General features: G+C 44.8%; 12 protein-coding genes and 1 riboswitch. Of the genes, 1 reads left to right on the top strand and 11 read right to left on the bottom strand.

Annotation, left to right across the window (positions count from 1 at the left end):
* Positions 1-2: 2 nt before the first annotated feature.
* The 11 genes from mutS to ACKRAT_RS05555 form a co-directional block, all read right to left on the bottom strand.
* The gene (gene mutS / locus ACKRAT_RS05605) at positions 3-2,522 is read right to left on the bottom strand and encodes a DNA mismatch repair protein MutS (RefSeq protein ID WP_411844116.1); all 2,520 of its coding nucleotides are present in this window, start codon (positions 2,520-2,522) and stop codon (positions 3-5) included.
* A gap of 53 nt (positions 2,523-2,575) precedes the next feature.
* On the bottom strand, positions 2,576-3,061 hold the full coding sequence (thiW, locus tag ACKRAT_RS05600; RefSeq protein WP_411844115.1) for an energy coupling factor transporter S component ThiW: 486 nt from the start codon (positions 3,059-3,061) through the stop codon (positions 2,576-2,578).
* Positions 3,062-3,142: 81 nt separating this feature from the next.
* A complete protein-coding gene (locus ACKRAT_RS05595; protein ID WP_411844114.1) occupies positions 3,143-3,565 on the bottom strand; it encodes a RicAFT regulatory complex protein RicA family protein in 423 nt (140 codons plus the stop codon).
* A gap of 150 nt (positions 3,566-3,715) precedes the next feature.
* The gene (locus ACKRAT_RS05590) at positions 3,716-4,507 is read right to left on the bottom strand and encodes an energy-coupling factor transporter transmembrane component T family protein (protein ID WP_411844113.1); all 792 of its coding nucleotides are present in this window, start codon (positions 4,505-4,507) and stop codon (positions 3,716-3,718) included.
* Positions 4,491-5,906: an ABC transporter ATP-binding protein gene (locus tag ACKRAT_RS05585; protein ID WP_411844112.1), complete on the bottom strand. Its 1,416-nt coding sequence runs from the start codon at positions 5,904-5,906 to the stop codon at positions 4,491-4,493. The genes ACKRAT_RS05590 and ACKRAT_RS05585 overlap by 17 nt, the downstream gene beginning before the upstream one ends.
* A 4-nt stretch (positions 5,907-5,910) precedes the next feature.
* Positions 5,911-6,492 (bottom strand): ECF transporter S component, encoded by a 582-nt coding sequence (locus tag ACKRAT_RS05580; protein WP_411844111.1) that lies wholly within the window; start codon positions 6,490-6,492, stop codon positions 5,911-5,913.
* Positions 6,493-6,555: 63 nt separating this feature from the next.
* Positions 6,556-6,647: riboswitch (TPP riboswitch) on the bottom strand.
* 54 nt (positions 6,648-6,701) lie between these two features.
* The gene (locus ACKRAT_RS05575) at positions 6,702-8,525 is read right to left on the bottom strand and encodes an ABC transporter ATP-binding protein (protein WP_411844110.1); all 1,824 of its coding nucleotides are present in this window, start codon (positions 8,523-8,525) and stop codon (positions 6,702-6,704) included.
* Positions 8,518-10,239, bottom strand: a complete 1,722-nt coding sequence (locus ACKRAT_RS05570) for an ABC transporter ATP-binding protein (protein ID WP_411844109.1) — start codon at positions 10,237-10,239, stop codon at positions 8,518-8,520. The genes ACKRAT_RS05575 and ACKRAT_RS05570 overlap by 8 nt, the downstream gene beginning before the upstream one ends.
* A 124-nt stretch (positions 10,240-10,363) precedes the next feature.
* Entirely contained in the window at positions 10,364-11,230 is an 867-nt protein-coding gene (locus ACKRAT_RS05565) for a 2-oxoacid:ferredoxin oxidoreductase subunit beta (protein ID WP_411844108.1), read from the bottom strand.
* A complete protein-coding gene (locus ACKRAT_RS05560; RefSeq protein WP_411844107.1) occupies positions 11,230-12,969 on the bottom strand; it encodes a 2-oxoacid:acceptor oxidoreductase subunit alpha in 1,740 nt (579 codons plus the stop codon). Before ACKRAT_RS05560 ends, ACKRAT_RS05565 begins: the two co-directional genes overlap by 1 nt.
* 87 nt (positions 12,970-13,056) lie before the next feature.
* Complete coding sequence (locus ACKRAT_RS05555) at positions 13,057-13,830, bottom strand: TIGR00282 family metallophosphoesterase (protein WP_411844106.1); 774 nt, start codon at positions 13,828-13,830, stop codon at positions 13,057-13,059.
* A gap of 79 nt (positions 13,831-13,909) precedes the next feature.
* Here ACKRAT_RS05555 and ACKRAT_RS05550 point away from each other — a divergent pair, with 79 nt between their 5' ends.
* Positions 13,910-14,131 (top strand): hypothetical protein, encoded by a 222-nt coding sequence (locus tag ACKRAT_RS05550; RefSeq protein WP_411844105.1) that lies wholly within the window; start codon positions 13,910-13,912, stop codon positions 14,129-14,131.

The following is a 14,131-nucleotide window of genomic DNA, read 5'->3' as shown; positions in this document are numbered from 1 at the left end:
AATCACTCGCCTTTTAACCTGTTTTTCATCTCGCTCAACGCCATGAGTGCATCCATCGGCGTCATGTTGTTGATATCTGTTTCTTTTAACATATCCACTACCGGATGATCATTGTAGCTTTCGTTGTCATCGAGCGGCAATTCCAGCTGCTGTGAGGGGGACAGTTCCGTACCGTTTTCGAATATATGGAGGAGTTCATCCGCCCTTTGGGTCACACTATCCGGCAATTCAGCCAGTCTCGCCACATGGATGCCGTAGCTTCTCTCAACAGCGCCCGGTTTTACTTTATGAAGGAATACAAGTTTCCCGTCGTATTCGGTCGCTTTTACGTGGACATTCTTCAGTCCGTCCAATGTTTGTCCCAGTCTCGTAATTTCGTGATAATGTGTGGAGAATAACGTTTTCGCACCGATTTTTTCGTGTATGAATTCGAGCATTGACTGTGCCAGTGCCATTCCGTCATATGTGGAGGTCCCCCGTCCGATTTCATCAAATATCAGCAGGCTGTCTTTCGTTGCATTTTTAAGTGCATCGTTGGCTTCCATCATTTCTATCATGAACGTGGATTTTCCGCTTGCAAGGTCATCGCTTGCTCCGATACGTGTGAATATCTGATCGAATATCGGCAGTTTTGCTGATTTCGCCGGTACATACATCCCTATTTGCGCCAGGATACTGATGATGGCCGTTTGGCGCATATAGGTGCTTTTACCGGACATGTTCGGACCGGTAATCAAGTATATGAATGTAGACTCATCCATTTCCAGTGAGTTCGGTACATAAGTATTCTCCCCGATCACTTTCTCTACGACCGGATGTCTGCCGTCTTCAATCATCAATTCATCATCAGTGAATTCCGGCTTGACCAGACGGTATTCATTCGCAATGGCTGCGAATGAAATCAGGCAGTCCAGCGTACTGATCAGATCCGCCGTGTTCTGGAGCCTTGCGATATACATTTCCATGCTGTTTCTCAGCTCATTAAACAGGTTATGTTCCAATATAATACTTTCGTCCTGGGCACTCAAAATTTTGGATTCCATCTCTTTTAACTCTGGTGTGATAAACCGTTCTGCATTCGTGAGCGTCTGTTTGCGGTTGTAGTCAAAAGCTTCCGCATCAAAATTCACAGCATTCGCTTTGGAGATTTCGATATAGTATCCAAAGACTTTATTGAATCCCACTTTTAAATTTTTAATTCCTGTCCTTTCCCGCTCATCCTCTATATATCCGTTGAGCCAGGTTCGTCCATTGTTGGATATATAACGCAGGTCATCAAGTTTTTCGTTGTAGCCATCTTTAAATATGCCGCCTTCCCGAATTGTTTTCGGCGGTGAATCGTGCAGACTTTCTGCAAGAATCGCATGCACATCCTGCAGCGTATCGAACCCTCTGAACAGTTTGGATTCAAGCAGGCCGGCATTCCCCAGAAGAGATTCCATCTCAGGTAGAACATGGAGGGAATCTCTCAGCTGAACCAAATCTTTCGCGTCGATATTGCCAAAGCTGAGTCTGCCGACCAACCGTTCAATATCATACACGGAATCAAGAAGGATGCGTATGTCCTCCCGTTCCAAAAAGTGGTCCAGCAGTGTGCCGACTGCATCCTGGCGGAGTCTGATTAGGTGTTCATTCAACAAGGGACGTTCCACCCATTTTCTGAGTTTGCGTTTACCCATGGGGGTCCCTGTCTGATTCAAGTACCAGAAGAGTGACCCTTTCGTCTTTTTCGTCTGAAGGCTTTCCAGCAGCTCCAGATTGGATATCGCAGCGTAGTTCAACTGCATCGTTTCCTTTATCTTATGCTTTTCCACCGTTCTGAAGTGTTTAAGGTCCCGCATGTTCGCTGATCTTATATAGGCGACGAGCAGGCTCAGGGTTTTCTTTTCGTCTTCAGTGATATCTTCACTGTAGTCCAGCTCAAAAGATTCTTCGTTCGAATAGGGTGTATTAAATGGCGGATCCTGATACAGCTCATCCAATATGCCGGCAATACTTTCTTCCACGACAATCTCACTCGGACGGATCCTGTCGATCTCACTCTTTAAAATATCGAGATCATCTGTGCTGAACGCATGGATTTCCCCCGTTGAAATATCAGAGTAGGCAGTGCTGTATACCCCATTCTTCTCGAGCAGTGAAAGGATATAGTTGCTCCTGCCGTCTTCCATGCCGAAATCATCGATCAGGGTTCCCGGCGTAATAATTCGGGTGACTTCCCGCCTGACCATTCCTTTAACCTGTTTCGGGTCTTCCATCTGTTCGCATATGGCTACTTTATATCCCTGGCCGATCAGTCTTTCGATATACCCTTTTGCCGAATGATAGGGTACACCGCACATCGGAATCGGGTCTTTCTTTTTATCCCTTGAAGTTAAAGTGATTTCCAGAATCTTACTCGCTGTAATTGCATCATCATAAAAGAGTTCGTAAAAATCACCTAATCTATATAATAATAAAGCATCGGGATGCTCATCCTTTATACTTAAATACTGCTGCATCATCGGTGTTACTTTTTGCATATCAACACTTCCATTATTCTAATTGTATTACCTTAATTATATCATGCTGCGGTTTAAATATTGAACCGGTCAAGGACACCTTTTTGTTCAAGCTGCTTTAGTATAAACCATGATACTACAGCACCGATCAAAGCGCTCGCGATAAAGGCCGGTGCAAGTACATAGAAGAATTCAAGATCCAGCCCCAAAACCATGATGAGCGGCAATGTCGCGATTGAACCGAGGATTCCCGTACCAATGACTTCCCCGATTGCACTCATATAAAGTTTTTTAAACCGCCTGTATAGAAGCCATGCCAAAAGTGCACCGACCATACTGCCGGGATAGGCAAAAGGAGATCCTGTGTTCAGCATGATCCGGATGGTTGAGGACAGGAACGCCTGGACGATGCCCCAGGGTCCCGTAAAGACTACGCTCATGACATTGATCAGGTGCTGGATCGGTGCTGCCCTGACGGGTCCCAGCGGGATGATGATGAACATGCTCAAAACGACATTTAAAGCAACGAATACTCCTGTTAAAGTTATATTTCTAGTCATGGATATCCTCCAATTTTATAAAAAAACTGCACATCCGCCAGATGTACAGTTTTTTTAGATTATTTAATTGATCTCTATATCTTAATTGCCCTGGTTCGGTCTGTTTTCCATCGCAGAACCTGTTTCACCCTGCAAAAGGTCTCCGCCTGTTGATGTGATGATATCATCTGTAACAGTCTGGCTGATTGCGTGTGAAACCATCTGCAGGAGTTCATTGACCTGGCCCTGTGATTCTTTAAATTGAGTGACGATCGGCATCTCGTCAAGTTCCGCTTCCACTTTTTTAATCTTTTCTTCCGTCAGTTGATAAGCGCGTTCCTTGCCATAGTTTTGGAAGTTAACCGCCTGTTTCTGAAGACTTTTCAGGCTCGCCATCTTTTCACGGACATCTTTGTTCTCGTGAATCTTCGCTTCCGCTTTTTTGAAGAATTCAACTTGTTCGGTTTCACCCATCATCCTGCCAAGCTGTTTTGCTTCATTTACGATCTCATCTTTGCTATACATCCTGCTTCCACCTTTATAATATATTACAACGTCAGTGTTTTTTCTCATATATGAATATAAACACGGGTACGTGCATTTATAGAATTTGTAAAATCTCTTATCAGTATATCTGTTTTCTACCGATATTTCAAAGCTATTTGACCAAAACACCTATCTTGCATCTGTACTTGCAAACGGTGTAATCATCTCTCCGAGCTGGAAGGCAGTATAAACGGAAGCCACAGTAAAAAGAATAAGGAAAACATCTGAAATCGAAAAAGATGTTTTGTGGTAGTAAGTTCTCGGACCATCGTCAAAGCCCTTGGATTCCATCGCGATACCGAGACGGTATGCCCGCCTGATGCTTTGACTGAGCAAAGTAATAATCGTTGTTTTAAATCCCTGTATGCCGGATACATATTTTTTATGAATGAGGGCTTTCCTCACTTTTCTTGCCTGTCTGAGCGCCATATATTCCGACGCGATAATCGGCACCATACGCACTGCAGCCATAAAGGAATATGCATATTTGGGTTTTATTTTTAACTGCTGCATAAGACTGTAGAACACGTCGGTGATCCGGGTTGTGAAGATGATGACGGCCCCGAAGAATGAGAGCACCAGTCCCCGCATCATAATATGGATGCCGCGTACAAAGCTTTCTTCTGTGATGTGGATAATCCCGAATTTGTACACCGTAGTCGTGCCTTCACCATAAAATATCATGTAAAGGCTCGATATGAATCCGAGTACCAGAATAAGACAAAGGAGACCCGCCAGATATCTGAATTTCACTCCCGACAAAAGCATCATCGCAAGCAGCATGATAATGGATAGATGGAACAGATAATTGGGATTGTGAATAAAGACGACGGTGATAAACAAGACCAGCGCTAAAGCCATTTTGGTAATCGGGTTGGAGCGATCGATAAAGGTATTATATTTCTTAATGGATGTAAGCATCGGATACCTCCGCCTTCTCTTTTAGTGATTGATGCTCTATCACCAGCCGTCTTGATGGATAGCGTTTCTTTATCTCTTCATCATGGGTGATCATGACGATCGTCGTGCCGTCCCCGACCATTTCATTGAATATTTCCAGCAGCCTGAAGGTGTGTTTCTGATCGAGCCCGAACGTGGGTTCATCCAGCAGTATGATTTCTGGAACGCCGCCCGCTGCGGTGGCCACACTCAGCCTGCGCTTCTGTCCGGTGGATATTTCCAGAGGATGCAGATGAGACACGTGGGAAAGCCCCATTCTTTCAAGTATTTTCCCCGTTTGCCGCATCGCCTCTGTCTTGTCAAAGTGCAGTTCAAGATTTATAAATACTTCGTCAAAAACTCTGTGGGTGATAAACTGCAGTTCCGGATTTTGAAATACCGGGTATACATTGCCCGCAATCTGTTTTGTCTTTTTAATTCTTTTTCCCCGGTAGCGGATGTCGCCATCAGAAGGAATGATTTTCATCAATGCAAGCAACAGGCTTGTTTTGCCTGTACCATTATTCCCTTCGATCGTGATCCATTCCCCTTTTCTGATTTTCAGTTCATCCACTTTTAAAATATCGTTCTTGCCGCGTTTAATATTCAAATGTCGTGCTTCAAGCAAAAGTGCATCATCCGGTTCAGTTTCAGAAACTGCGGGTGCCTCTTCCCATGAACGGGGATGCCATACACCGAAGGCTTTTAAAAGGTCAATATGGTTGGTGAGAATATCATCTGGGGTCCCTTCCTGTACAATACCGCCTGAGTGATCCATTACGATCACCCTGTCGACTTTATCCCATATATAATCCACTCTGTGTTCAATGATGACAACTGTCCGATCTTCCCATATGCGCTCCACAGATTCCCAAAGCTGTGAAGCAGAGGTGTCATCCAGCATGCTTGCAGGCTCATCCAGGAAGAGCGTGTTTGCTTCCTGCAGCAGTGCCGAAGCAACAGCCAGCTTCTGCTTCATCCCTCCCGAGAGCGTCTGTATGGCGGCTTCAAGGGATACATCCAGACCCACTGCTTTTAACACCTGGTCAAACTTACTTTTCATCCGGGATTTTTCTATGCCCCTGTTTTCTAAAACGAAGGCCAGTTCTTCAGCGACTGTCGGCATCGTGAACTGTGAATCCGGATCCTGGAAAACATATGCGCCGTCATTTGGGACTTTCAATCTTTCGGCTTTCATCGGAATATCGATGACTTGTGGAATCAAACCGCCCATGACGTTCAGCAGTGTACTCTTCCCTGAACCGCTGGGTCCAAGTATCAGCACTTTTTCACCTTTTTTTATCCTGATATCAAGGTCAGTGAATAACCGTCCTTCCGCTTCAGGAAATTTGAGCCTTAATTTTTTAATGTCTATGGCCATAATTCTACAATCCTTCGCTGTGGTTCGCTTTGCGTTCCCCAACAAGTTTGAGCACTCCGGTCTCTTTCAGCGCCCTGTACAATAGATGTGCCAGCCAGCCGGCAATGAGTGCACCACTCAACACTCTGAAGCCGACCATCAGCAGCAGGTTCCATGTTTCCAAATGACCCAGATAACCGTAGTACCAGTCAAGCGGCAGTGTAGACAGGGCGGCTGCCACACCCGCCAGCACCGAAATCATCAATGCGGTGCTCTTATATTTGACAATCGCAAATACAACCTCGCATGCCAGTCCCTGGATGAGACCGTAAAGCATGAGCATCACATCGAACTGGAGCATGACGATCGTCTCACCTGACGCGGCGGCAAATTCCGCAATGATTGCAACACCCGGCTTCCTGATGATGAGATAGGCAACAACCGCGGCGATAAACCACATGCCGTATACCAGTTCATTTAAATGTAATCCAAGCGGCTGGAGTGCTGTGTACACCCCGCCCCAAATTGAATAGATCACTGCAAATACCAGTGCGATTACTACTGTAATCAGCACATCTGTCAATGTTAAGCCTTTACGCGCTGCCAAATAAAAAACCTCCAATTATATTTTTCAAATAAAAAACACACCACTAGCGGAGTGGTGTGCATATTGAAAAATATGCCACTTCCCTACGCTAGTATGATCTAGATCAGGTGGTAAGGGTAAATCTCAGTCCAAAATGGACACCCCTAGTGGTAATGTCTTTTATTCGATTAATACCATCATAATACATATCGGCTGTTTTGTGAAGGACTCTAGCTGTTATCAGAAATCATCTGGTAATACCGGCCGCGAAGTGCCATGAGTTCATCTTCATTTCCGCTTTCAACTAGTTCACCCTGATCCATGACGAAGATCCTGTCCACAGCTTTAATCGTATTCAGTCGATGGGCGATGATGATGCTGGTACGGTCTGCCATCAGCCTCTCAAGGGCTTCCTGTATCTTGAGCTCCGTCACTGTATCGATGCTGCTCGTTGCTTCATCAAGCAGCAGGATGCCCGGATCGGTAACCAGTGCCCGGGCAATGGATATCAGCTGCTTCTGCCCCTGTGAGACAAAACCTTCATCCATTTCCAGCATTGTGTCATAACCGTTTTCGAGATCTATGATGAAACCATGTGCATTGGCGAGCTTTGCCGCCCGGATCACTTCTTCATCTGTTGCGTCGAGTTTGCCGTAGCGTATATTTTCTCTGATTGTCGATTCGAATAAATAAGGATCCTGCAGTACAAATGCTGTCTGGGAGCGGATATTGGATCGCTTATAATCCAAAATATTTTCCCCGTCGATGATCACTTTGCCTCTGTCCGTTTCATAGAACCTGGCAAGCAGCTGCATCACCGTTGTTTTACCTGCCCCCGTCGCCCCGATGAGCGCAACGGATTCCCCTTCATCAATTTTAAAACTGAGATTTTTTATCGTCGGCGACTTCTGATCCTTATCATAGGAAAATGTCACATCCTCAAACTCGATTTCACCTTTTATCCGCTTATCTTCAATCCTGCCCTCGTCGTCTTCCGGCTCAGTATCCATAATGCCGAATACACGTTCAGCACCGGCAAGTGCTGACAGCACCTGGTTAAACTGGTTGGAGAGATCGGCAAGCGGCCGGGTGAACTGTCTTGCATATTCTGCGAATACAACGATTGTACCGATCGTAACGACACCATCTGTATAAAAGACCAGAAGCCCTCCGGCACCGGCAACAATCGTAAAACTGATGTTATTCAGCATATTCATCACTTTGGGAATCAGCCCTGCATATAAGAATGCCCAAAATGTAATATCCCTCAGATTCCCGGCACGTTTATTGAAATTTTTAATCGCCGTTTCCTCCTGAGAGAACACTTTGACAATTTCCTGGCCGGAGACCATCTCTTCTATATATCCATTCAGTTCCCCTGTGGCGCGCTGGCGTCTTTTATAAAGGGGGCCGGTCCGCCGCGTGATAAATCCGACTGCCAGTATCAACACCGGAATGATCGTCACCGTTAAAAGCGTAAGCAGCGGACTCAGATAAAGCATGACACTGATCGTTCCGACCAGGGTGACTACACTCGTCGTAAATTGTATGAAGGAAGTATTGAGTGTCTGGGATATCGTCTCGATATCGTTTGTCATCCGGCTCATCAGCTCGCCATGCTGACGCTTATCGAAAAATCGGATGGGCAGATTCTGCATATGGGAAAACAGTCTGTCCCTGAGTTTATATACCGTACGCTGCGACAGGCCGACCATCAGGAAGGCGGCAATATACTGGGTCACCGACAAAAGGACATACGTGGCCAGCAGAATCATCAAAATTCTGAACAGCCCGTCAAACTGCCGTTGGACGAAATAGTTATCCACGATATATCCGACCAGAAACGGTGCGGTAATACTGAGCAGACTTGTCAATGTGACCAGCAGTATAATCCCATACAACAGTTTTCTTTCTTCAGAAATAAACTTCCATAACCGTCCGAGTGTACCCCGGACGTCATTTGCACGTTGATCTTCCTTGCGTTTTTTCCGTCCAATGTCTTCTTTTTTCAGTATTGGTTCATGGCCGAAAGGCCGTCTGATAAAATCAATCATCCAGGTGCCCTCCTTCCGTCTGGGACTCTACAATCGAACGATAAAGTTCAGATTCATCCATCAGCTCTTCATGTGTTCCGAGTGCGCTGATTTTTCCGCCATCCAAGAGAAGGACACGGTCGGCAGTTTTAGCAGTGATTACTTTTTGTGTCACGATGATGCGTGTCGCATTTTCATCTTTCAGTGCTTCCCAAAGCGCAGATTCAGTCCGTATATCAAGCGCCGAGGTACTGTCATCGAGTATAAGTATTGAAGGCTTTCTGACAAGGGCGCGTGCGATGGATAACCTCTGCTTCTGACCGCCGGATAAAGTGACACCCCGCTGGCCCACCCTGGTTTCATAGCTATTATCGAAGGCTTCTATCGAATTGTGGATCTGTGCCTTCTGCGTGGAAGTGAATACCTCGGGTTCTTCAGCTTCAAGGTCTCCCCACAGCAGGTTTTCATATATGCTGCCCGAGAACAGCACTGCAGACTGCGGCACATAACCGATCGTCTGCCTCAGGTCATCCTCATTCCACTCTGTTAAGTTTATATCGTTGACGTATATGTTTCCTTCCTTTACATCATACATTTTAGGAATCAGGCTGAGCATTGTACTTTTGCCCGATCCGGTGCCTCCCATGATGACAAATTTTTCATTCTCTTTGACACCGAAATTTATATCCTTCAGAACATACCTGGACGCTCCCGGATATCTGAATGATACATTTTCGAATTTCACTTTGCCGGCTTTGTCCTCTTTTAAAATATCATCTTTCTTATTGATACTGATCGGTGATTTCAACACCTCTTCCATACGCTCACTGGAAGCTTTGGAACGGCTGAATGCCATGATGATGAATGCAAACATCGAGAAACCACCCTGCATTCTGAGTGCGTAGTTTATTACAGCGACTATTTCCCCCACCTGGACCTCGTTTGTCTGCAGCAGATCGGATGCCATCCAGATCACAACAAGCAGACTGCCGTTGATGATGAGAAGCAGTACAGGCATGATGGATTCCATCAGCCTCAGAGCATATATCGTGTCATCTTTAAGTCTGCCCGCAACTTTCTGGAATTTATTGATTTCAAAAAGTCCCCGGTCATTGGCTTTGATCAGCCTGACACCTTCCAGATTCTGTTGTATGAAGCGGTTGATCTTATCCAGGCGTTTTTGAACACGCAGGAACACTTTGACGCCCTTAGTTGAAATGATATATAAGAAGACAAGCAGTACAGGCGTTAAAAATGAGAGGTAGAACCCGAGCGTTGGATTGACTACAAATGACATGATCAAAGAACCGATTACGAGCAAAGGAGCACGCAGTACAATTCTCAGCGACATATACAGAAGCATTTCAGTCTGCAGGACGTCCTGTGTCATTCGTGTAATCAGACTTGATGTCGGAAATTTGGATAGAGTCGTCAGTGTAAAATACTGCACTCTTCTAAATAAGGCTGTCCTGAGATCATAACTGAAGCTGTTTGCGATATGGCTGGCAAAAAAGGAGTTGCTCACTCCGCTGAAAAAAGCAGCCATACTGATCAGGAACATCACCATCAAATAAAACCATACGGCATCAATATTCTGCGCAACAATACCATCATCAATTACTTTTGATATTAAATAAGGCTGCATCAGTTCGACAATCAATTCTATAAACATGAAGAACAGCGCAACGACTATAAACCATTTATACTTTAAGGCATACTTATATACTGTAAGCAATCGTTCCACCCATTTCTTTCGGTTACCGAAGTATTATCTTAATTATGACATAATTCTAACATTTTGGATAGCAAAATATAAAAAATACACCCCGGGCACTTTTTCTTGCCCGGGGTGTAAAAATTTATCTGAATGCAGTCATCAGATCATCAAATGTTTCGCGCTCGAGTGTCATATCTTTTTTGACTACCGGCTCGTCCTGATAACCTTCTATTTGTTCCTGATAGGATTTTGATTCTTTATCCTGGTAAATGATGCCTTTCAGAAGACCGTCATGCTCCATAATATGATTCATCGCAGATTTGGAATCTGTATGGTCATATCCTTCGATATCTTCCACTGCTGTTAAGTTTTCCTTGAACCAGTCGTATGTGTTTACTTTGTTGTATGTCACACATGGACTGAACACATTAACAAAACTGAATCCCTTATGGTTCATTGCCTCCTGGATGATTGCAGTGAGCTGTTTAATATCAGAACTGACGCTTTGCGCAACGAATGTAGCGCCGCTTGCCATAGCTGTTCTGATCGGCTGTATTGAATTTTCAATGGAACCGTTCGGCGTCGACTTGGTCACGAATCCTTTTCCCGATGAAGGAGAAGTCTGGCCTTTAGTCAGCCCGTAAATCTGGTTGTCCATTACAATATAAGTAATATCGATATTTCTCTTCAGTCCATGCACGGTATGACCCATACCGATCGCAAATCCGTCACCGTCTCCGCCTGAAGCAATCACTGTGAGTTCATCATTTGCCATTTTAACGCCTTGTGCTACAGGCAGGCTGCGTCCGTGTGTTGCATGGAAACCATAGGATTTAATGTACCCACTTAAACGGCCGCTGCAGCCGATGCCTGTGATCAACGCAAGCTCATCCGGCTCCAGTCCATTGGCCGCACATGCTTTTTGAATGGCTGCCTGAACACTGAAATCGCCACAGCCCGGGCACCAGTTCGGTTTTATATTATTTCTGAAATCTTTAAATGTAGCCATTACAACACTTCCTTAATTTTTAGAATTGAGCTCATATGAGTTTCAATTTCATTTGGCTTAAAAGGCGTACCGTCATATTTTACATATGATTTGATACGATCGTGTCCGTGGTAGTTCATTTTCAGTACACTGTTCAGCTGTGCACTGTAGTTTTGTTCAATCACCAGTATTTCAGCTGCGCCATCCAGATACGGACGGAGCGCTTCAATCGGGAATGGATGGAGCTGTTTTATGTTGATTGTCGTAATATCAGAATCGAGACGCCCTGCAGCTTCCTGTACTACGCCGTTCACACTCAGGAAACTGATGACCAATAGTTCACTTTCTACGTTGCCACGCACTTTAAATGGCTCTTCCATTGTAAAGTCCTTGAGCTTTCTCATCCTTTTATCCATCTGAACCTGACGGTTTTCCGCACTCTCATTCGGCGTGCCTTCCGGGCTGTGTTCAACACCTGTTACGTGGTGGATGCCGCCTTTTACGCCGGGAATCGGACGATTTGAAATGCCGTCTTCCTCATCACCGTAGCGCTCAAAGTACTCTGACCCTTCTCGGTCCATATCTTCGGTTATCGTTTTCCCTCTGTTGATTTCAACACGGGACAGATCGAATGGTCTGGATGATTGTTTACCAAGTGACATCTGCAGATCGGACAGTACAATTACGGGAACCTGGTAATATTCAGCGATGTTAAAGGCTTCGATCGTCGTATAGAATGCATCTTCAACATCCGAAGGTGCCAGTACTACTTTTGGAATGTCACCATGTGTACCATAGATCATCTGCATAAGGTCTGACTGCTCCTGCTTGGTCGGCAGGCCTGTTGAAGGGCCGCCGCGCATCGTATCAACGATGACAAGCGGTGTTTCAGTCATTCCGGACAGGCCAATGGATTCCATCATCAATGAAAGACCGGGACCTGCTGAAGACGTAAAGCTGCGCGCGCCTGCATAGTTGGAACCAATCGCCATTGTCGCCGCTGCGATTTCGTCTTCCGTCTGGATTACAGTTCCGCCGAGCTTAGGCAGATTTTCAATCATGTATTCCATTATTTCACTGGCCGGCGTGATCGGGTATGCCGCCATAAAGCGCACTCCTGCATTCAGCGCACCAAAGCTGATTGCATCATTTCCAATCAGGAACAAGCGCTCTTCCTGATCTGAAGGCACCATTTCGAAGTCTCCTGAAATATTCTCCATTTCAGCATCCATCAGCTGGTAACCCTGTTTCAACGCTTCATGATTGCTTTCTACGATTTGTTCTCCCTTACGGATGAACATCGTATGAATCATATCTCTGAATGGTTGCAGTTCAAGATTCATCAGACGGGCACTCGCACCAATCGCCACCATGTTTTTCATCAATTGGCTGCCTAATTCTTTGGCAGTCTCTGTAAATGGTATGGATATCAGTTGAATATCCAGATCCTCTTCTTTTACAGGATTGAATTTGCTGTCTGCGATAACAATACCGCCTTGAATCAATTCCTGTGCATTTATATCTATTGTTTGCTGGTCAAATGCAACCAGAATATTAATATTATCACTCACTGCTCTTACTTCGTGTGCAGATATTCTTACGTTATTGTTTGTGTGGCCGCCTTTAATACGGCTTGAGAAATGCCTGTAGCTGTAGAGATGGTACCCCATTCTATTGAGAGTCGTTGAGAAGATCTCACCTGTCGACTCGATTCCCTCGCCTTGCTGGCCACCGACTTTCCATGACAATTGTTCTTTCATACATATTGCCTCCTTGTCCTTATGCTAATATATCAGAATCGAGGCAGTTTTTCGATAATCGGTGCATAGATTCACAAAAAATCAGTCCTATGGCCTAGCCTTCTTTTCTTCAATTCTTATCTTCTCTATTTTATTTGATTTTGTATCTATAATTACACCAGATAATATCCCTGCACCCTCCTCGGGCACATTATGTCTTACCGGCAATTGATGTATAAAACGATCGATGACCTCTTCTTTGCGAATACCAAGAATCCCGTCTTTAAATCCTGTCATTCCTACGTCTGTTATATATTTCGTTTTGTTCGGAAGCACTTGCTCATCATTCGTCTGGACATGGGTATGAGTACCGACAACAGCATCCACTCTGCCATCCAGATAGTGGCCCATCGCTAAACTTTCACTCGTCGTTTCACTGTGGAAATCAACAAAAATCGTATCCGCACCTGTTTCTTCCAATATTGAGTCCACTTTTTTGAACGGACAATCGATTGCAGGCATGAAGCTTCTCCCCTGCAGGTTCATAATCAGCAGGCGTTCACCGTTGACATTAACTACACCATGGCCTTTACCAGGCGCACCATCCGGGTAGTTTGCAGGGCGGATCATCTTCACGTCCTGATCAAGAACGTCATAGATCTCCCTCTTGGCGAATGTGTGATTTCCGAGTGTAATAAAATCTGCCCCATAGGACAGTATTTCTTTATAGATACCCTCGGTGATTCCTTTGCCATGGGCAGCATTTTCTCCGTTCACAATCGTGATTTGAGCACCGTGCTCTTTTTTCAGCTTCATCAGATGTTCACTCAACATCCTTCTGCCGACTTTACCGACAATATCCCCGATAAATAGTATACGCATTAAATTTCATCCTTTTTTTATAATTTCATGTTTCATTATACACGCTTTGGGGTATTTATTACCTATAAAATATTTAGGAGTGAATAACTTGACCTTATCCATCGATCCCAGAGAATTTGCTAAATTAACAGTAATGGCTAACCCCTCTAACAGTGAATCTATCGAAGACAAAGCAAAAGACAGCCTTGAGCTTTATCTCAGCGCGTACAAACTTGCTGAAAAATACGAACGCTTCTCAAATAACACCCAGGAGACAAGCGAAGCATTCAAAAACATTAGAGACATAGAAATTCATATTTAA

The organism is Salinicoccus sp. HZC-1 (assembly GCF_046736035.1).
GTDB lineage: Bacteria > Bacillota > Bacilli > Staphylococcales > Salinicoccaceae > Salinicoccus.
The sequence above is the reverse complement of the archived record's forward strand: the minus strand, read 5'-3'. Positions and strand labels throughout refer to the sequence as shown.